Source organism: Sphingobacterium sp. (assembly GCF_039596235.1).
In the GTDB taxonomy this organism is placed as follows: Bacteria; Bacteroidota; Bacteroidia; order Sphingobacteriales; family Sphingobacteriaceae; genus Sphingobacterium.
In genome coordinates this window covers 380,918-401,270 of sequence record NZ_JBCNKE010000003.1, presented here as the reverse complement: position 1 = coordinate 401,270, position 20,353 = coordinate 380,918, and the positions used below count along the sequence as shown (strand labels likewise).

Sequence of the window (20,353 nt, the reverse complement as noted above, 5' to 3'; positions counted from 1 at the left end):
TTTTCGCAAAACTGTAACAAGACTGGGACATTAAGTAATGGCCCCGATTTCCTTAAATTTCTGGCAGGCTATTTCAAATTCCTTTGCTCCTATACCCACCGAAATACCAGTGGTTATATCAAAGAGCATCCCTGCATCACCAGCCAGAAATGGTAGCCAGATCGCATTCCTGAGTTTCATTTTGGCTGGATCAGCCTGTCCGTCAAAAATTGTCGGTAAGCACTCCCATTGGAGCAGTTCCTCCACATCTAAGTCCCGCAGCAACTCAATTATATATTGCATGGCTACGGAATAATCTGCCTTACTTTTCACACAAAAATCTTCGGTAATCCGCAGCTTGATTTGTCCGGCTATCGTAGTCACTATAAGTGGCCTAATGGGCATACCCGTCCAATGGGCTAAAGCAGTGACACCCTCACGTAGCAGTAAATCAGTGTCATGCAGTTTTATCCTGGCCCATCCCCTACTAAGATCACCAATACGCAGTTGCCCGTCAATGAATATGATTACATCATAGCCCCTACGAAGGGCCTCCCCGAGTTTTAGCAATGGATTGCCGCGATCAGCTTTAATAAACAGCAGTTCAGCTGCAGTAGCTTCACGGCCAAAGGACAGTTTGTATTGCTGCCTATAGATCTGTCCCTGTTCTTCAAAGATATCTTCACGGAGCAGTATAGCCAGCTTTCGCCCCAGTGCCATGAGCGCTCTGGCAACCATCCCATATGGACCAATATGCATGCAGGACCAGATACGAGGCTGCCGATCGAGCAGCGGCAAGGAACTGGTCAACTGATCCAATAAAGTGTCATCTGTCCGATAATGCTGTTGCGCCAGCCAACTTTGCTGCATCTGCAGTAGCCTGATCAGATTATCCTTGCTATGGATCAATTCCCAGCGGTATAAAACAGAAATGCTTTTGAGGATCCGGTACCATCGATCGGTACCAAGGAATAATTTTTCGCTTGTTATTTCAGGACTTTTTTCCTGCTGTTTAGATATAGTATTCATGGTTGTTCGAATAAATTGGTTATTAAAAAGAGGGTGTCCGGATCACCCAGTATTTTTTTGCTGAAGCGTTATAAGTAGTATAAACTACATTTTTCTTCCGCAGATTCGATCATGAGCTTTACCGTTTCCGAATTGGAAAATGTATAAAGTGCCTGATCAGCCAAAAGCTGCATTTTCATAAAAAGCTCTTCCATAGCTATTGCATCTCTTTTTATCCATACTTAGCACCAAACTTGCCTTGTTCGGTCACTTTGCTTCCGGGCCAGAAAAGCGAGGTGATCACTTGGCTAATTTGGCAGAAATGCAAGAGTTAAGGATCATTTTTGGATGCATAGGTGCTGCGAACCTGTGAATCCTAAATTTGGCTAACCGTCAAATTCCACCGTATCTCACAACCGGTCCAACAGCTCTCCAATACCATGCACAGTTTTTTTTGGTCGTATTCCCTGTTTTTATTAGAATCTATGATTCAGGCCATTACAAACAGTAAACCAAACAGTTAAGAAAACCTATGTTAAAACCGATCATTTTATGGAAAGAAGTTATGACTTTAACCTACCCGAGGAATATCAGCTCGTCGAGCTGCAAAAGCATGAATTGAGTTATCCCATTCGCCACGCTCAAGAGCGGCATTGGATATCGCCCGACAATTGCATCAGCGAACAGACCTTTGACGGCCGCTATGGCTATCTCTATTACTATGAGTTTTGGATAGAAAAAGAAGCAACTATCCCAGTGTACATTACATTGGGTGACCTACATCTTAGCTATTCACTACAAAGCAGCTCGCCGATCCGACAGCATCACGACATCGATAATTTTGTGATGGATTTTATCGAAGGGCAAGGCGCTTATCTCTATCTGGCCAAAGGCGAATATAAGGTTAGCTTACCACAAGGTCATCATATCTTAGTCGGTTTTATATTAGATGCAGGGCTGTTCAGACCACCTGCCAACCGGCATTTTAATTTTTTACAGCATCTCGTCAATGCCAAAAAGGAGCAGTCCATCCGATCGGATAAAAGTGTTACATTTCGTGTAGGCGAGGTGACCAAGCGTCAATTGCAATTACTTTTTAGCAAGATCAATCCCCACATTCTTGATAATGAATATATGCTCTTAAAGCACCTGATCTTTCTGATCCAGCTGAGCCGGTTTAAGATAAGCGAGGATGGTGAGGAACAACTGATTGACCAAGCACGTAATTTATTACAGATTATGATTTTGCATCAAGGGGCTAAAGTCAGGTTATCGGATGTTGCCGCAGTGCTTTTAAAGTCCAGAGATCGTATCAACGAAGAACATAAAAAACAGTATGCTTATACATTTCATGACTACCGCAATCAGTTGCTCCTGGACTATATTGCTTCCATTATTGTGGGCAATGAAAAATTAGCTACCACTGCTGAGGAATGTGGCTTCAGCAGTATCAATGAGCTTCATAAATTTATCAAAAACCAGACTGGACTTACTCCACTGACCTTTAAGCAACAGCAGGAAAATGTGGGCAATGACCCATCGTCTAAAAATGATCTTCAAGAACCGCCCTCCTAGCCAATCCTATTTTCTACCAATCGACAGCTTGTTTTCTGCTTAACGCTCGGCCTTTTATCATTGTAATTTAGCCTAATAAAAGGTAGTAAGAGATTGAACAAAACAAAAAATGAAACAACACGAAAAATACAATCAAAACGATGGGATTGGGGCAGAAGCTAGAGCGCCAAATAATACCCGAAGAAATAGATGGGAAACATTTATAGAAGTCTACATCCTATTTGCATTAGTGATGTTGATCTTATTGTTTTTCGTGACAGGGCTAGGTAAAGTGTTTAGTCGTTCGGTTTTTGTAAGTCAGCTGAATAAGCAGCCTCTTCCTGACTGGTCAACAGCCATTTTAAGTTATCTATTGCCGATACTGGAACTGGGGACGGTAGCATTGTTATGTATTCCCAAATTAAGATTTTGGGGATTGGGACTTGCTATTTTGCTGATGACAGCATATACAGTTTATGCATATTTAGCTTTCATCGAAATCTATGGTTATGTTCCCTGTGCCTGCGGTAAAGTATTTGAAAAGATGAGCTGGAAGCAGCATTTCTTTTTCAATCTGGGCATTACATTACTAGGCTCTCCAGCATTCTTTATGGAGTATAAATTAAAAAGGAGATTAAAAAAACTATGCATAGTGAACTCTGACGGGAGTTCAACCAACAGGACACTGGTCAATAACTGATCTAGATCTTCGCTCGGGATTGCGACAATTCAGATATATCATAAGCATAACCTAAGGCAAGTCACCGGGACAAGATTTGGAATAATTAGAAACCAATGATCTGTATTTATAAACATTAAAATATTATCAACATGAAAAGAGTAAAATTATTTGTTCCAATTTTGGGAGCAATCTTAGGAATGGGTGTCTATGTTGGACACGCCAATGTAATGAGTAAAAAAGCAGCTAGTACTGCCGAACAATCATGGGAAGTTATTGATCCTACAGGAGATTTGACTGATCCCAACAACTATCAATCGTATTCGGGCGATATCGCAGATTTATGTCCGGAGGATGATGTTTTTTGTGGCATCAAAGCTGAAAATAATGCTGGCAAACCACAAATGACTCCACAATTGGAAGCTGAAATCAATAGCGGAGTGCCGACATCACATGTATTTTATCGAGGTGAATAGGGGCGATTAAGAAAAGAGAGGGCATTTAGCCCTCTCCTCTTACTATGGATTTTGCAGCAGATCGCCTTCGACAATAATCGTTGGCGGAATCCACATGGCAAAACGTTTATCATTCGGCTCTAGCACATACGCTTTTCCATCGACAATCCGTTTTATGCTTATGCCAGCATCATAAAGCTTATTCAATCGCTTAATATCAGCCCATCTGATCCCAAATCGAAAAGCCAGTTCTCTTTCACGTTCACCCAATATAAAATTGGTCAGTCCGGATTTATCTTTGGGTATGATAGGTAGCTTACCTGATTCAAAGCGTACTTTCAATAAATCCGTCATGGTATTGTTTGCATCAAGCAACTTATTTGATCTCGCTTCACATTCCGCTTTTATCAGATAAATTTCATCTGTGGCCAGGCCCGCAAACTCAGCCGTTCCTGTTGGTCCGCCATAGCTTCCCTTGAAATTAAAGAATCCATTTGTACTCTTTTTAAAGTATAGTGATTTCCTCAGATCGCCCTCAGGGTAACTTTCGAACAATAGCGTGTCAACATAAGATTTTGTTCCACCAAATATTTTGTCTGAAGCGGCCAAGCTACAGTGGAAGATCACTTCGCTATTCATGAGTTCAAAAGGTGTCGCAGCATTCGGCGGGATAAGATTATAGTTGATCAGATCAGGTTGGATCTGCAGGCAAAGGGTCGCGTACTTTAAAGCTTCATCCAAATTCCCCATATAGAGCAGTGTCCTTGCCAAAAGAGCGTAGACAGCAGCTTTGGAAGGTCTTGTTTTTTTGAGCGGCAAATCGGGAAGCAATGAAATTGCTTGTTTCAGATCGCTGATGATCTGTACAAATGTTTGTTCTAAGGTGGCCCGCTGGAAACTGATATTGATATCCGATGTATTACGAAGTGGTATCCCTAGTTCAAGCTTTGCTGTACCATCGTCATAAGCAGGTGAAAACTGCTGTACAAGCCAAAAGAAATTCCAGCTGCGATGAAACAATGCCGTTCCTTTTGTCAAGTTTTTATCTGCAACCGTTAATCCATCAAGCGCGGCCTCGTCGATATTGTCCAAGACAATATTGGCATACATAATCTTTTTATAACTTTCAGACCAGTCAGAAAGTTTCGTCTCTTTATTGTTCAATAAGTAGATGTCGCTGAGCTCGCTCCCTAGGCTTTTCACATCATTATCATTCATGAAATAATAGTCAGCGGCCACATCCATCCCAACGGGAAAACTACGAATGGTATACAGTTCATAGTCCATTAGAGCCTGCAAGTCTTTGACCGTTTTGGGAATTGCCAAAGAGCTCTTGGATTTTTCCTCCAAAAATTTATTACATCCAGCCGTAGTTACCAACATGCAGCCTAAGATCAGCCGAGTTAAAAATCTGTTCATAATTTTAAAATTGAGCGTTAACACCTAAGGAAAATTGTGCTGGAATGCGTATCGTGATGCCATTGGGATCCAGGTCAGTCTTTGTTGCTTTCCAGATAATACCAAGATTACGGGCATAGGCCTGCAGTGAAATACGTTTGAAATAAGTCGACTTGGCAGGAATCGAATAACTCAAACTTACATCCTGAAGCGAAATGTTATCCCCCTTTTCGACCAGGATATCCGAATTGATATAAAACTGATCCCTATTCGAGTTCAACGGATAGATAAATGCAGGCACATTGGTCGCGGCTTCGTCCCCCGGTTTTTGCCAGCGTTTGTAATAATCACTATGCAGCGGCGTATTGGATGACAGAGACGAATAGTTGACCGATTCCCTTCTGAAAAAATAGTTGAAGCGATAGGCAATGTTGACACCTAGCTCCCAAGCCCCATAAGTAAAAATATTCCTTAGGTTGCCAAACTGCTCCGGTACTGCCGGACCATGAAATACCAGGTCTTCGAGCGTTACCTTTGATTTTAGATTCGCATAGTTCATATAAGGCTCACCTCCCACGCTAAATTGTGGACTGCCAGTATCCGAAGTGAGCCCCATAAAGCGATAACTGACGAGATTATAAGCTGAGTACCCTTCTATTGGCGACAGGTTTTGTCCCGAAGCTACCAAATTGGCGATCACATTCGATTTATAGCTATACTTGGTAATCTTTGTTTTATTAGATGAAAGCAAAAGGCTTGTTCGCCACTTCAGAGCCGCATCAATATTCAGGGAATTGAGCTGGAGTTCCCAGCCCTGTGTTCGCAAACTCGCTGCGTTTCTATTGAGCAGATCGACACCTAGGGTCGGGTCCACATTGACAATAGCAATTAAATCTGTTGCATTTTTTCTGAAATAAGAAAACGATCCCGTTATACGATTCTTGAAAGCTGCAAAATCCAATGCGCTATTTAGTTGGCTCACGTTTTCCCAACGCAGATCAGGATTGGGAGGATTATTCACATAAGCGTTGGTAAACCCTCCCAATGAGCTCGCGCCGGAACTGTATGTTATAGTCGTCTGGGCAGGAATGGTATTATTGACATTTCCGCTTTTTCCATAGGTAGCCCGCAGAGAAAGGCGCGGCATCCATGTCCAGCTATAAAAACTTTCCCGGTCAATATTCCAAAGACCACCGACTGACCAGAGCGGTTTCCATCTATTATTGGTATTCACCCCAAATAAGTTGGACGCATCCCGGCGGGCACTTACAGAAATTGTATATTTCTTTAATAGATTATACGAGCCGTTAAAATAGACAGATACAAAACGGTCGACATTACGTTCATTATTGAAATTATACCAAATCCGCCCCCTTCCCAGCCCGGCATAATAATCATAAATGTTTCCATAATCAACAGGCTGGGATATTTCAAGATCCGGGTCATAACCATATTGCCGATAGGTATTCCCAAGTCCTCTATTATCCCTAATCTCCGTACCAACCAGCATGTTGATATCTCCGAGGCGAGCCTGCTTATCGTAAGAAAGCTGTGCCCTTACATTGTGTCCATATTGCCGGCTCGAAGTTCGATCCATGATATCACCCAGTGGAATGGGACGTTCGGGTAAATTTCCCTTCAATTGCGTGTATTTATTGACCAGGTCCCGTACATAAAATGAATTCCGATCCATGCGGTCCTGGTCGAGTCCATTTGACGTAAAATATTGATACCGCCACTCCGAGCGAAGTCCTTTACCCCATTCATATTGTGCCGCAAAGTCAAATTTGAGCACATTTGAATTATTGACTTTATCTAAAAACCTCTGATCCACCAACGGATAATAAGACCAGTCCAAGAGTTTACCTGTACCCAATGTATCCAGAAACCGACTTCTATAGTTCTGTTCCACACGGTTTGGATTCCCCTCCGTGTCTACAAGACGTGTATAAGGATATGCTGCACCAGCACTTCCGATCCGAACGGAAGTAATTCCATTGTCTGAGGTTTTATTCGCATTAAATTGTAAGCCACCGTTCAATATCAGTCGAGGTACCGGCCGCCATGTCTGTTGCGTGCGCAGCGTAAAACGGCTATTACCATTTCCTACGATATTGCTTCGTACCTGATCAAAACCCACCGACCATATGGATGCCAGCTTCTCGTTTCCGCTACTCAGCTGCATATTATACTGCTGATTGATTCCTTTTTGACGGAGGTATTTTGAGATGTCTCCCCGCAGATCACCCTGAGCAATTGAATTAAGCTTCGCATTAAGAGACATATCATCTATGAGGTTATTGCGGTGATCATTTAGCAGCTCCACGACGGGACTGATTACCGGATAATTGTTCCGGTTATTGAGCAGATTGTTGTAATAGCCCTGATCGAATAAAAAACGCTCCGTATTGATATAGGTCATATTGTCAACCTGTGAACGATAGTAAGGATCTTCTTTACTGACTACGGATAAATTGCTGGTCACCGAAAGGCGTATCGGCACATTAAATTTTCCTTTTTTTAGCGTAATGACTACTACCCCATTCCCCGCTTTGGCTCCCCATATGGAAGTTGCTGCGGCATCTTTGAGTACCGTAATATTTTCGACGTCATTTGGATTGATATCACTGATATCGCCTTCGTAAGGGAAATTGTCTACCACGATCAGGGGTCCCTTGATCGCAGCTGTAATGGTACTCAGCCCTCTGACCATAAAATCATTCTGCGCATTGCCACGCTTTTCAAATAATATCGCATTACTTAAGCCATCGAGCCTACCTAGGATATTCGTGCCTATCTGTCTATCGAGTTCCTCCTGCCCGATCACATCAAAAGCACCTGTTGCCCGTTCTTTTGGAACGGTCTGATAACCCGTTGAGACCTGTACCTCTTCCAGCTCATTCACTTTAGGACTTAGGTACACTAACCATTTGTATTGCTTTAAAAGTTCCAAAGACAGGGTATCAGGTAAATAACCCAGCCTGTGAAAAGTAAGACAGGTGACCTCTCCTTTTAAGGTCAGCTCCCCTTGTGCATCTGTAGCACCCAGCAGCTTGCCGCCACAGTCTTTTATTGACACAGCAGCTAGCGGTAATCTTGTATCTGCATTTTGAATTCGGATGACTTCTCCCTGCGCCAATGTTTTTAAGCAGGTAAGGACACAGCTGATTATTATGAGCAGAAAACTTTTCATCGTGCCCCCTCCTTTCCCTGAACTGCGACATAACCCTGCTCTGTCAGTTGCAGTACAGTGCTGTCGCCCCGATATCCATCTTCTCTAAGTACCAGCATGACCAGATTTCGGTTTTCAAGCGACAAAGTCATTCCCCGGGCAGCAAATGCTTGCTTTAATTGCTCCAGGTCATTGATATTATCCGGCAATGTGATACTGACCTGATCGCTGAGCCCCGTCTCATCAATCATAAACGGCAATGCGGCAATCTTCCTTCGGTTGAAAAGGTTGGGGATATGCTTGACCGCAATACCTATAATGGCGTTTTTTACCTGCTTGTAATCATTCTCCGCTTTTTGCAAAAATTTTCCGTTTGCAGTGCCATCACTCTCCATCAGGCCATTTAAGATCACTTTTGGAGATTGAGTGGATTCCTTGTTTATGATCAGCTTCCTAGGGTCTGCAACACGTATCACCAGGCAGTTTACATTCCGCTTCTGATATGATGCTGTCATGCCTAGATAGAAATTAAGGTCACGCTCCATTTTCCTATAGATCGCTTTATCCTCATAAGTGATCGGGCTCACAGACTCGTAGGTATATTCCCAAAAATGCTGAATAGTGCTCAGCTTATTGACTATACGATCGGGATCACTCACTTCCAATATACATCTGGAAGGGATCCTGGCTATACCCGCGCTATAATTCGAGCTATACTGAAGGGCGACTGCATATTGCATAAAAACATTGAGATTAGGTACGACTAATTGTTTGTAACCCTGCAGGGAATCCACATTAAACACAGAGGCCTGAGAAATTCCCCTACCGTAAGGCAAAAGTGTACTGTAATAATAATTGTGGATTTTATTATCATAATATGGGCCAAGCAGCGGTCTCTTAAATTCGATGACCTGGGCTGCTACTGGTACAGCATTAGTATCCCGGATCATTTGCCGCAGCGCAGGAGCATTCAGCTCACTGGGCTCCGACAAAGAGCGCACTACCCCCCTGTTATCGATACATACTGTGAATGGGATACCACTCTTCTCAAAATATTTGGTCAACAGCTTATCACCTACGACAGAGGAAAATGTATTTTTCAACCCCTGCGACCGGATAAATTCACTTTTATTGATGAATTTTTCGATCGCTGCACGGTCCTGATAAGTAACTGAAAGTACTTTTATCTGATCACCAAGATCATTCTGCAACTTATAAAGGCCTGGAAATGCGGCTATGCATGATGAGCACCAAGTAGCCCAAAAATCTAGGATGATTAACTTTTTACTACTATAATCACGCAGGGTCGTCTGCTTTACTCGAGCCGGGTGTCCTACGACATCAAGTTTCAAATCCCAAAGAGCCTGAGGGATAGTATCCCCTATTTTGAGATACTTGATTGGTAGCCCATCGGCCCCGCTGTCCTTGCGGGGCGTCTGAGCCGATAAACTAAACATAGAAACTAGAAGGTATAAGGTCACAAGTACCGTAATTTTTAGTATTTGAATATATAGTAGTGCGCTGCTATTGGATTGTAGTTTTAATTTTTTCATCATTTTAGGAGTTGGTATTGGATGGGGGTACGATTAAAGAAATCCGAGATTGCTTTAGAAGTATCTATCGCTTCTTTGTTTACCTCTAGTGAAATAGATACCTTACCGAGATCCAACTGAGTCATACGGATCATAAAATAGGCTATCAGGACGCGGAGAAGTTCGATAGAAAATTCAGACAATTTTGGATTATCCTTTTCCCTATCACCAATGTCAGGTTGCAATGCAACAATATAGTCATGAATTGCGATTAAGGGATACCGTTCCCAAAAGTTCTGAACATTCTTAACAGGATCATATCCTGATTGATGCGTCTCGAAAATCACTATATCAAGTAGGACTAGGTGGACGTAATTAGATTTCATTCTTAAGATTTTAATGGCGAGCTTAAGGCGTAGCTTTTCCTGTCCGACTAAATCAGCTATTTTTTCAGGCTATACGCCAGGTGTAATAAAATTGATTAATTGGGGGAGCTAGAATTCTTTTGAATAAGTATCACTAGGTAAATAATTGGGCGTCTCGAATTCCATAGCTGATGTGACCAGATCATTGCTGGCTGAATCGTACCGAGCTACTCGGGAGATTTAATAATGTTTTTTGTGGTTTGTTTTTTCATTTGATATAAAATAAAAAAGCATTGATTACACTATAACAATACATGTAATCAATGCTTTTTGTAGTATTTATACAACAAAAGTTGGGTGATCGCTTACTGTCGCCGTAACAAAAGCCCTGGCGAGGCCCCTAATCTCTGAGGAGCGATTAGGATGACAATACGGCGCTGATAAGTAAGCGTCAACCCTACCTCAGGAAATATTTTCCAAAGATAATGAATTGACGCATTACCACACTCGTATTGTCATTAATTAAATCGCCAGATTTGTTACGAGTATTGTTATGAGTCTATATTTATTAGCTTATGTTATTATTAATGTCTTTTCTATAATTTCATTTTTTTAATACAATAACAAAGATAAAATTAAAATGTAATACATGCAATACATTTTAATAATATTTTTTGAAGTCTTTAGTCTTTATGGAGAGTAAAGCAAAAATTAGTAAAATTGAACAATATATAATTGACTTTATTTATAAACTGAGGAAAGAGAAAAACTTAAATCAAGCTGATATCGCCACAATTATTGGAGTAAGCCGAGTTTTTGTAACCAATGTAGAAAATCCATCAAATAGAGCCAAATATAATATCGATCACATCAATGCCTTAGCTGACCATTTTGGAATGTCTCCAAGAGATTTTTTGCCAGAAAAAGCTATAATCTAAAACAATAATCAACAAATTTGGACAAGTACTCAACTGGAAATATTACCCTATTTCCCATTGAAAACAATTATAAAGTCTTATGGAATTTTTAAGGTAGTAGGGAGTTCAGATATTTTATGTTAAAACTTCACGTTATTACTGTTAAAGCAAATAATCCACATTTAAATTTCTTACGTTCATCATTTGCTCTTGCTGTACATAAATGTTTCTAAAATCTATCAAGTTCTTTAGGTCTTCGTCATCTGGATGAGGAAGAATTACATGGTAAATATATTCCTGATCATCCAAATTATAACAAACCTTTGTTACTAGTAATTTAAATTGTTCATTTTCTACAATACCAATATTATCAGGCATGTTTACTCCTAAATTATTAGTAAATATTAATGGAAAGTCTTCGCTAACTTCTTGTTCTGCTAGCTCTTTTATTATAATCCCATAAGAATTATTCTTTATCCCTTGAAAATTAAACAATAAACGATATCCTAGCTTCGAGAACGCTATTAGGTATGCCGCTTTTAATAATGCACTTTTATTGATTTCCGGGGTATAATCAACTTTAAACCTCAACTTTAACCCAGACCAATTATCTATAAGCCCCCTCTCTTTTAACATATTCACGGTTTTATTTGGAAAGCCGAATTTAACTTCCGCTTTTCCACCTTTTATTGGCCCACCATATAGTTTACCAGATAGTGCACCATTAATTATACCAGGCACATAAAATTTTGCATCTATTGGACCAACTCCATCTTTAAAATTTCTATACTTAAAGTAATTAAGTATTTTTTTATCTTTGGTTCCACCATCATTGTTATTAAACTCTTTGTCTGTCAGGATTAATGCTTTACCATTTAAACTGTATTGAGGAACATGCTCGATAGAAAGTTTATCGATATCCTTCCTATGGTAAGTTCTCAAAGACAATGGACATATGTAATGGTCGTGAAAATCGATTTTCACACCATTATCGTCTACGAAAATCAAATTAAACCGTTGAATTGTTTCGGTCAAATCTTTCGATAATTTTTCAAATATCTTTATTTTTGAATCTGTCTTCATATTCTTTTAAGCAAATTAGCTGCAACTACATTGTCTAAAATACCATAATATATCTGATTTTCTAGAGTATAGATTATTATATACAAGTTACCTTATCGCATTACTCATTATAACTAGTTTGGATTACAATTTCAGATAACTTTATTATTTTACGGTTTTCCTTTTTTTCATCTCTGTATACATGAATATATTTGAGATATTAATTTACTTTAATAATGTATTATGAAAATTTTCTCTGGATGGATCGTATTGTCCGTCATTATTGGTGTAATCGGGAAGAAAAATAAGTTTTGCTAACGGACTCTTTTTATCGCTAATATTTTCCTGTCATAGTTCTCATTCAGATACTTTTATCCAAAGATTCATGTTGAGCATATCGCCATATTTAAGCTACAAAGTAATTTTTTTCTTGACCTTTCTAAAATGGTACAATTCAACTGTAATATTCATTAAAGAGGAATTGTATTCAACTGAGAAAATAACTATATTAGAATGAATGTATATAGCAACTTTGCTAAAGCCTTTTATATAAGTCGATAACTATTTTAAAAAGGAAACTTTATTCGCTGTATTTTAATCAATTCTTTAAACATGAAGCTTGTAACCAAAGACAATCTTGAAAATTGGGCTAAGACTACTTTTTCAAAATCAAATCTACCATATCTTATTTCAAGATTAGTTAGAGCAACAACACCTAACAACACCAAAGCTGACTTCCCTTCTGGAAGTTCAACATTTATAGGCGGTTGGGATGGAATTGTTAGTTGCGAAGTTGAAACTGCTTACGTACCTCAAGGGATTTCATTATGGGAATTTGGAACAACGGACGACTGTAAAGGCAAAGCAGATGATGACTATGATAAACGAAAAAAAGACCCTTTAGAATTTAATCCAAGTGAGTGCACTTTTATATTTATCACGCCAAGAGTGTGGACGAAGAAGAATAAATGGATTAAAGCAAAGAAAACAGAAAACTATTGGAAAGATGTATTGGTATATGATGCAATAGACATCGAGCAATGGTTAGACAATGCTTTATCTGTTTCAAGATGGTTTGCATCTCAAGATGGGGTCGACTCGTATCCATTTGATGGGATAATGACAGCAGATGAGTTTTGGGAAGAGTGGTCAATTGGAGGGAAAAAGCTGGTGCTTCTTCCCGAATGCGTAATCTCTGGTAGAGATTATGAAAAGAACCAACTGCTCTCGACTTTACAAGGTGAACCAACTATTAAAGGTGTTAAAGCCTCATCAAAAAATGAGGCTATTGCATTCATCATCGCTTCCGCCAAAACATTTCCTATTGAAGAAGCAGACCGTTTTTTTTCAAAATCTCTGATTGTTGATACTGAAGGAAATTTTCGTGGAATACGAATAAATACTAACTCTCCATTAAATCTAATTCCAAGATTTGAAGATGCTCAACCACTTTATTCCGCTGTTTCTAAAGGTCATCATGTTTTGGTTCCGTTGGGTGCTGATGATGAGTTTAATCAAGAAACAATCATTTTGCCAATTATCGATAAATACGGACAGATAAAATCTTTAGTCGATAGCGGTATCTCAGAAAATGAAGCCGAAAAGTTTTCCCGAGAAGCAGGAAGAAATATTACTATCCTCAAAAAACTTCTCGGATTTCCGTATACCAAGGCAAAGTGGATGGAGAACGAAAACATTCGTGAAATTATACCTGCATTAATAATCGGAAGATGGAACGAAAGCTTTGTCGGTGACGTCGAATTGATTGAAAAGTTGTCAGGTCAAAACTATTCTGAGTATGCTGTTACCCTAAATAAATGGAAAAACCTTGAAGAATCTCCCATCATTCAAATAGGTGAAACTTGGCGGTTAACCTCTCCGTTGGATTTATGGACAAATTTATCTTCCTCATTGATTCCAAAAGATCTCGAATACCTTCAAGAATGTTTTGAATTAGCATTTAAAAGTGGTAATCCCCCAATTGAACCCGAAGATAAAAATAGCTATTCTGCTTATTTTTCCAAAAGTAAAAAATATTCTAATTGGTCAAGAGAGGGATTGGTTCAATCCCTAATATTGATAGGAAGATTAAATGAAGTAAAAATTCCTAATCTAAAAAATCCTCAGAGTTTTGTAGATGCTTTAATATTTGACTTACTGGATAACACGAGCGGAGAAATGTGGATATCTCTTGACCACGAATTGCCACTTATAGCAGAAGCTTCCCCTGAAAGTTTCCTGAAGGCTGTAAAAAAATCTTTAGCCAAAGAACAGCCCGAAATCATGGATATGTTTACCGAAGAAGATGGAATTTTTGATAAAACTAGCCACCATACAGGATTATTATGGGCGCTTGAAAGTTTAGCTTGGTTACCTGAACATTTATTAAATTCGAGTTTTATCTTACTTACATTATCACGGCTCGACCCTGGGGGACGATTGTTAAACAGACCATTAAATAGCATTTCTGAAATATTTAAGCCATGGTATTATCAAACACTCGCGTTATTTGATGATAGAATGGAGGTTTTAAAATACATTACAGAAAAAGAAAGAGAGTCGGGCTGGGCTCTATTAATTAATATGTTGCCTGATAGACGGGGTGTTGCACACCCAACCCACAAAATGCGCTGGCGCATGTTTGATAAAAATACAAATTTAGTTTATACCTACGAAGAAATATGGAAAACTCATTCCGAAGTTATAGAAATGCTGATATCAATTTTCGATAATGACGAACTGAAATTTGCTCAACTCATAGAGGAAATCCCAAACCTCTCTCCAAAAGATAGGAAGCGGGTACTAGAATGGGCGGAAAATACATACCAAAATGTTAAACAAATTAATTTTTCATCTTGGGAATCCATAAGAAAAATATTAAATCAACACAGGTCTCACCCTGACACGAATCGGGCTTTACCTGAATCAGAGTTGGCTAAATTAGAAACTTTTTATCACAAACTTCAACCAACGGACGCTATAGACAAATACATATGGCTCTTTAATGACCATTGGCCCAACTTTCCTGAGGGATTTAAATATGTGGAAAATGATTATAAGGAAGGACATATTCAGCAGCAGAACCGCATTAATACTGAAAGAGAAAAAGCGATAATAATTTTCCGTAGAGAAATAGGGCTAAATGAAACATTAGGATTACGCAAAAAGGTTAAACAACCAGGAGCTCTAGGTAGTGCTTTAGCTGGTATCATTTTCACTCAAGACGAGGTTTTAAAAGTTTGTGAATGCCTATATGACGATAAAAACACCATAGGCTTTATTCATAATTTTATTTATCAAAAGACTCTCCATGAAAATTTTAATTGGGTAAAATCATTGGTTTTGGATTTACAAGAACATGACTATAGCAATAAAGCAATATCAAATGCTTTAATACCACTAAATCAAAATCAACAATTGTGGGATTTCATTGCATCTTTGAACGAAGAAATTGAGAATGAATATTGGAAAAACGTCAACCCCAATTTTTACGGAGTTTCTGATAGAGAAAAAACGTTTGGGATAGGTAAGCTTTTAAAATACAAGCGCTTTTTTTCTGCCATTGATGTTTGTAATTACTTTATAGATGAACTACCAAGTAATCTTATTTCCGAAACACTTTTTAAGGCGGGAACAGAAGAATCTAATGAAACACCACGATTTAAAGGATATGTGATTGAACGGATTTTTGAAGAACTTGACAAACGAAATGATATTGACAAATCTACGCTAATTAAATTAGAATGGCTATTTCTTCCACTCTTAGATTCGTATGGTACAAGAAGAAATCCTATACTGTTGGAAGAAGAACTGACAAACAATCCGGAATTTTTCATCGAAATTTTAAAATGGGTTTATCTACCAAAAGATAAAGTAGTACTTGAGAAAGAAAGGAAGGGTATTTCTGATGATTTTATCCAAAACAGAGCAAAACAAGCTTACCATTTACTTCATTCTTGGAAGAAGATTCCAGGTATGAAAGAAGATAAATCGATTGATGCACCAACATTGCATGAATGGGTTTCTAAGGTAAGACAGTTGGCAAAAACAGTTGATAGGTTAGATGTTGCAGATTCCGAAATTGGAAAGATATTGGCTCAATATCCTGAGAACTTATCTCAGTGGCCACAGGAGGTTATATTCCAAGTTATTGAAGATGTTAACACACGTAGTATTAAGAGCGGTTATTCTACAGCGATGTTTAACAAAAGAGGGTCGACTTCAAGAGGCCCTTACGATGGAGGTAATATTGAACGAGCAAACGCTCGTAATTTCGAAAAATTAGAAACCGATTTCAAGTACAAATACCCAAACGTTGCCGAAATATTCAAACACATGAAACAAAGATATCTGGAGGATGCTAAGAGAGAAGATGAGGAAGCTCAGCGTAATAAATTAGAATATTAAAAATAGTTTTCAAACGAAATTGGTAAAACAACTATCTAATTTTTTGGACTTTATAAAATCATATTTATATTTGTAAAAATTATTACCTTTTTTAGGTAATAAAAATTTTAAAGAATGAAGATCACTTATTCTAATAAAATTAAAAAGAAGTTCTCATCGGCGACTGAGATCAAGAAAGCATTTGGTACTATGGCAAAAAAGCTACAAGCAAGATTAGATGATATTGAGGCATCACCCAACCTCAATGTCCTCATGCAAATACCCGCTGCCAATTGCCATGCGCTTTCTGGAAATCGGGATGGTGAATGGGCTGTAAATATTTCTCCTAATCACCGGTTGATTTTTGAAATAGACAACGATCCAATTCCGCTCACTCCAACAGGTGAGATAGATAGAATAAGAGTGACCGACATTCGAATTATTGATACGGCAGACTATCATTAATTCTAATCGAAATATAGATATGAGCAAGAACTTAGAAATAGAAAGAGAATTATTATCAAAACCTGGTGATACAATTTTAGAAACATTGGAATTTCTGAAAATGACGCAAGCAGAATTTGCTGATCGGATTGGCAAGACACCAGGAAAGGTAAATGATTTAATTTCGGGCAAAGCACCCATTACGGTGAACACTGCGCTTCAGCTTGAGAAAGTATTAGGTATTGATACTCAGTTCTGGTTAAATAGAGAAGCTAATTATCGTGAGAAATTGGCTCGAATAGAGCAAGAGGAATTTTTAGAACAATGTATTGATTGGCTTAAAGAACAACCTCTTAAAGAATTAAATGATTTGGGATTTCTATCTTCCAAAAAGCCTAATAGTGAATTGGCAGAAGAATGTTTAAAATTTTATGGCGTTGCCTCCCCTATTCAATGGAAACAGATCTATATTGATAATTATGTAGGTACAGACTTCAGAATGAGCAATAAGTTGAATGCTCACTTAAGTAATATGGCCGCTTGGCTAAGGATAGGAGAATTGAGACTACGCAAATTAGAATTACCAGGTTACAATAAAGATACTTTTAAATCTGTTTTGTTGGAAATCAAAACTATTGTTGAACAGCAACCAGAAGATTTCGCAGAACAATTAGAAATAAAATGTCAAGAGGCTGGCGTTGCAGTTATCTACTCCAAAAGTCTTTCAAAGGCGCCTATTAGCGGGGCGACAAGGTGGATTGCTGGTACACCATTAATCCAAATAACGGATCGCTATAAAACAAATGATCATTTTTGGTTTACATTCTATCATGAGGCCGGTCATATTTTGCTACATGGTAAAAAGGATATATTTATTGAAGATTTTGAGGAAATAGAGAATGATAAAGATAAAGAACAAGAAGCTAATGATTTTGCCCGTGATTGGCTTCTCCCAGATTCTTTTCTAGAAGCCATTGAAGATACAATAACAGAAGGTACTATTAGAAAAGTGGCGAGAGCATATAATACTCATCCTGCGATTGTATTAGGACGCCTTCAAAATTTAAACCGGGTACCATTTCATTTTGGAGGTAATTTGAAAGTAAAAATCAATCTAGATTATTTTATAAAGCATTAAAATCGTTAGCCATGGGTACACCTATTTATACACCAGTATTTAGATATCGTCAAGAAGAGAAAAAAGTTCTATCGAGCGTCGATTTTGGCGATAAAATATATCCTTATATCGAAATATTCAAGAAACTCGAGCGAAAGCATACTTCAAAGAAAAAAGCTGAACCTGAATTTCATCAAGTGTATCTTCCAATATTAAGGGCAATTAAAAGTGAAAAGGTCTTTATAGATCTACCTATTCAATTAAAGCCATCTAGTAGGATGAAAAAGGAAGTTCTTGAGTTCCAATCAAGGGTAATAGGTAACAGAACCGAGAGAACTGCTCATCTAATGAGTTTAAGTCTTTTAAGTCAAAAGGTTATTCCTGTTATCAGTACATATTGGCAAAGAACAGGAGAACCAAATTCTATTCTATTGCAAGAGGGAGATTTGAGATTAGTATTTGATAATCTAGCATTTAGGACTTCTTCACTAACATTTACGAATGACATGCAACAGATTTCGAAAGTAATAACTGAAAAAGACTATCTTTTCATTGATCTCGAAGAATACTCTCTTGCAAGTGAAGACGACTTATATTCCATTGATTTTATGTTGGATTATATTAAAAACTTTACAACATGTCCTGTAATTATTTTAAACAGTCCGATTCATCATAGTACGACCAACTCTGGATTAGATCACGGTATGCGAATCGATAAAGCGGACAATTTATTACAATCTACTTTTAGATCTTATGGAGCTATAGGCTTTGGAGATTATGTGGGTATCAAAAAGGACTTGTTGGAAGATGGTGGTGGAATCAGCCCAGGATTCATCTTTTATGATGCTGTCGAAAATTCATTCTATGGCTATAAAGGTAGAAATGGTAAAGAAGCTGATTTAGACGATTTAAGAAGCATAATAATCAGGGACGTCTTAAAGTCTGACCAAGTCACAAGAATGAGCTCCTCCCCTATTCAATATATAGATAACTTAAATCCGGGATGGAAATTGATTAAAGATATGTGGGCTGAAATAGAACCGCATAAAAGTCAAGCAAAATTTAAACGTATTGCCATGCTACATTACTTGTATTGTATTGATAAAAAAATAAAAGCGAATATAATAACCTAGTTATAGATAAGAGCGGGCTCTACATTTGTCTTAAAGAAAAATTGAAGATCTATTGGAAGGATTTCAGCAGAATTTTTAACAATAAAATCCCACCGCGTTTTGTATCGTTCCTTGAGTGTTATTTTGAAGATTTTATTAATTTCAATATTGTCAAGACTGCTCAAAATATCATCGGTATCTATTGTACCGAAATTCTTCAACAACTCTTTTTTCGTTAGCAGATTCAATTGTTCAGATGGATCCGTACTTTTATTGAAGGTGGGTTTACGGACAATTTCGTACCCATTTTGATCCACGGTAATAATCCCAAAACTTTTTGGTACAATTTCTAGGCATTTGACCAAGTGCCGTTCGTGAATGACTATGTTATTAAAGTCAAACGCACTTACGTAATCGCTAGATTGTTTTGAAAGCTTGGTTAAATTATCGAGGCTTGATTTGATCTCAAAACTCGTCGTGGCATCATCTACAGTAAGGAAATCTACTCGGCTATTTTTAACTTTGATCTCATAAGCCGCTACGACATCCCTATTAACGAAAGCTTTAAACAACTTGTACTTTAAAATAGGTTCTCCCTCATAACTATTCAACAAGAGATTATTAATCTCTTTATGTAAATCAAGCTTGCAAAATTTATTCGTTTTCTTTTCTGGATAAACAAGATTCAAAAGATTTCGCAACTTCGGTACATAGTCCAATGTACTATAAGCTTTTGCTATTTCTTTAACAATCTTAGAATCTATATTCAATTCACAAACTTGATTCATCTAGAAAACTTTTAAAGATTATTTTGACCTATTAACAAAATTTAGGCCTTCATGTTTTAATCTGAAACACAAAAATAGTTTGATTTTTTCTGATGACGACTATGGGCCTAGCCGGACAAACATACATAAAAAGTTGGGAAAATTACAGCAAAAGGTGAGGAAAATCTTTCTATCCAATATCTATAACTCTATTGCTTTTTCGGCAAAATTTCGATATTTTAGAAAGAGTTATTAGCCAAAATTAAAAGGGTCCCAGATTGAAAACTAGAACCATATAATTTAAGCTATTCACATTAAATCATTTAAACAATTATGAATGATATTTGGCATTTCTTAAGAGAATTTGAAAGTAAGGATATCGTTAAAAGGTTTTATAAAAGAAAAT

At 37.9% G+C, this 20,353-nt stretch carries 16 protein-coding genes; 8 read left to right on the top strand and 8 right to left on the bottom strand.

All coding sequences use genetic code 11. The annotated features are described in order from the left end of the window. Nucleotides 1–30: 30 nt before the first annotated feature. The gene (locus tag ABDW32_RS09055) at nucleotides 31–1,008 is read right to left on the bottom strand and encodes a hypothetical protein (RefSeq protein WP_343561574.1); all 978 of its coding nucleotides are present in this window, start codon (nucleotides 1,006–1,008) and stop codon (nucleotides 31–33) included. Nucleotides 1,009–1,076: 68 nt separating this feature from the next. Then, on the bottom strand, nucleotides 1,077–1,202 hold the full coding sequence (locus tag ABDW32_RS09050) for a hypothetical protein (RefSeq protein ID WP_262507827.1): 126 nt from the start codon (nucleotides 1,200–1,202) through the stop codon (nucleotides 1,077–1,079). A gap of 337 nt (nucleotides 1,203–1,539) precedes the next feature. Here ABDW32_RS09050 and ABDW32_RS09045 point away from each other — a divergent pair, with 337 nt between their 5' ends. The 3 genes from ABDW32_RS09045 to ABDW32_RS09035 all read left to right on the top strand — a co-directional run bounded on the left by ABDW32_RS09045 (nucleotide 1,540) and on the right by ABDW32_RS09035 (nucleotide 3,696). After that, nucleotides 1,540–2,562: a helix-turn-helix domain-containing protein gene (locus tag ABDW32_RS09045; RefSeq protein ID WP_343561571.1), complete on the top strand. Its 1,023-nt coding sequence runs from the start codon at nucleotides 1,540–1,542 to the stop codon at nucleotides 2,560–2,562. Nucleotides 2,563–2,671: 109 nt separating this feature from the next. Next, a complete protein-coding gene (locus ABDW32_RS09040; protein WP_343561569.1) occupies nucleotides 2,672–3,241 on the top strand; it encodes a MauE/DoxX family redox-associated membrane protein in 570 nt (189 codons plus the stop codon). 131 nt (nucleotides 3,242–3,372) lie between these two features. After that, nucleotides 3,373–3,696 carry a hypothetical protein gene (locus ABDW32_RS09035; protein ID WP_343561566.1) on the top strand — a complete coding sequence of 108 codons (324 nt, stop codon included), beginning with the start codon at nucleotides 3,373–3,375 and terminating at the stop codon, nucleotides 3,694–3,696. A gap of 42 nt (nucleotides 3,697–3,738) precedes the next feature. Here ABDW32_RS09035 and ABDW32_RS09030 read toward each other — a convergent pair whose 3' ends face one another. Genes ABDW32_RS09030 through ABDW32_RS09015 form a run of 4 tightly spaced genes read right to left on the bottom strand, consistent with a single transcriptional unit; the run spans nucleotide 3,739 to nucleotide 10,163 of the window. Beyond that, complete coding sequence (locus ABDW32_RS09030) at nucleotides 3,739–5,094, bottom strand: RagB/SusD family nutrient uptake outer membrane protein (protein ID WP_343561564.1); 1,356 nt, start codon at nucleotides 5,092–5,094, stop codon at nucleotides 3,739–3,741. A gap of 4 nt (nucleotides 5,095–5,098) precedes the next feature. After that, nucleotides 5,099–8,266 (bottom strand): SusC/RagA family TonB-linked outer membrane protein, encoded by a 3,168-nt coding sequence (locus ABDW32_RS09025; protein ID WP_343561562.1) that lies wholly within the window; start codon nucleotides 8,264–8,266, stop codon nucleotides 5,099–5,101. Next, nucleotides 8,263–9,801, bottom strand: coding sequence for a TlpA disulfide reductase family protein (locus tag ABDW32_RS09020; protein WP_343561560.1), 1,539 nt, complete (start codon nucleotides 9,799–9,801; stop codon nucleotides 8,263–8,265). Before ABDW32_RS09020 ends, ABDW32_RS09025 begins: the two co-directional genes overlap by 4 nt. Then, entirely contained in the window at nucleotides 9,798–10,163 is a 366-nt protein-coding gene (locus ABDW32_RS09015) for a hypothetical protein (RefSeq protein ID WP_343561558.1), read from the bottom strand. The genes ABDW32_RS09020 and ABDW32_RS09015 overlap by 4 nt, the downstream gene beginning before the upstream one ends. Before the next feature lie 671 nt (nucleotides 10,164–10,834). Between ABDW32_RS09015 and ABDW32_RS09010 the strand changes: the two genes are divergently transcribed. Continuing rightward, nucleotides 10,835–11,080 carry a helix-turn-helix transcriptional regulator gene (locus tag ABDW32_RS09010; RefSeq protein WP_343561556.1) on the top strand — a complete coding sequence of 82 codons (246 nt, stop codon included), beginning with the start codon at nucleotides 10,835–10,837 and terminating at the stop codon, nucleotides 11,078–11,080. A 141-nt stretch (nucleotides 11,081–11,221) separates the two neighbouring features. Here the strand turns inward: ABDW32_RS09010 and ABDW32_RS09005 are convergent, their stop codons facing one another. Then, nucleotides 11,222–12,142, bottom strand: coding sequence for a hypothetical protein (locus tag ABDW32_RS09005; RefSeq protein ID WP_343561554.1), 921 nt, complete (start codon nucleotides 12,140–12,142; stop codon nucleotides 11,222–11,224). A 591-nt stretch (nucleotides 12,143–12,733) separates the two neighbouring features. Between ABDW32_RS09005 and ABDW32_RS09000 the strand changes: the two genes are divergently transcribed. From ABDW32_RS09000 to ABDW32_RS08985, 4 genes are all read left to right on the top strand, one after another. Next, on the top strand, nucleotides 12,734–16,528 hold the full coding sequence (locus ABDW32_RS09000) for a hypothetical protein (protein ID WP_343561552.1): 3,795 nt from the start codon (nucleotides 12,734–12,736) through the stop codon (nucleotides 16,526–16,528). Between the two features lie 114 nt (nucleotides 16,529–16,642). Beyond that, nucleotides 16,643–16,972: a type II toxin-antitoxin system RelE/ParE family toxin gene (locus tag ABDW32_RS08995; RefSeq protein ID WP_343561550.1), complete on the top strand. Its 330-nt coding sequence runs from the start codon at nucleotides 16,643–16,645 to the stop codon at nucleotides 16,970–16,972. A 19-nt stretch (nucleotides 16,973–16,991) separates the two neighbouring features. Further along, entirely contained in the window at nucleotides 16,992–18,089 is a 1,098-nt protein-coding gene (locus ABDW32_RS08990; RefSeq protein WP_343561548.1) for an ImmA/IrrE family metallo-endopeptidase, read from the top strand. 11 nt (nucleotides 18,090–18,100) lie between these two features. After that, on the top strand, nucleotides 18,101–19,201 hold the full coding sequence (locus tag ABDW32_RS08985) for a hypothetical protein (protein WP_343561546.1): 1,101 nt from the start codon (nucleotides 18,101–18,103) through the stop codon (nucleotides 19,199–19,201). Here ABDW32_RS08985 and ABDW32_RS08980 read toward each other — a convergent pair. Continuing rightward, nucleotides 19,198–19,968 carry a sce7726 family protein gene (locus ABDW32_RS08980; RefSeq protein ID WP_343561544.1) on the bottom strand — a complete coding sequence of 257 codons (771 nt, stop codon included), beginning with the start codon at nucleotides 19,966–19,968 and terminating at the stop codon, nucleotides 19,198–19,200. The genes ABDW32_RS08985 and ABDW32_RS08980 overlap by 4 nt on opposite strands. Nucleotides 19,969–20,353: the final 385 nt, after the last annotated feature.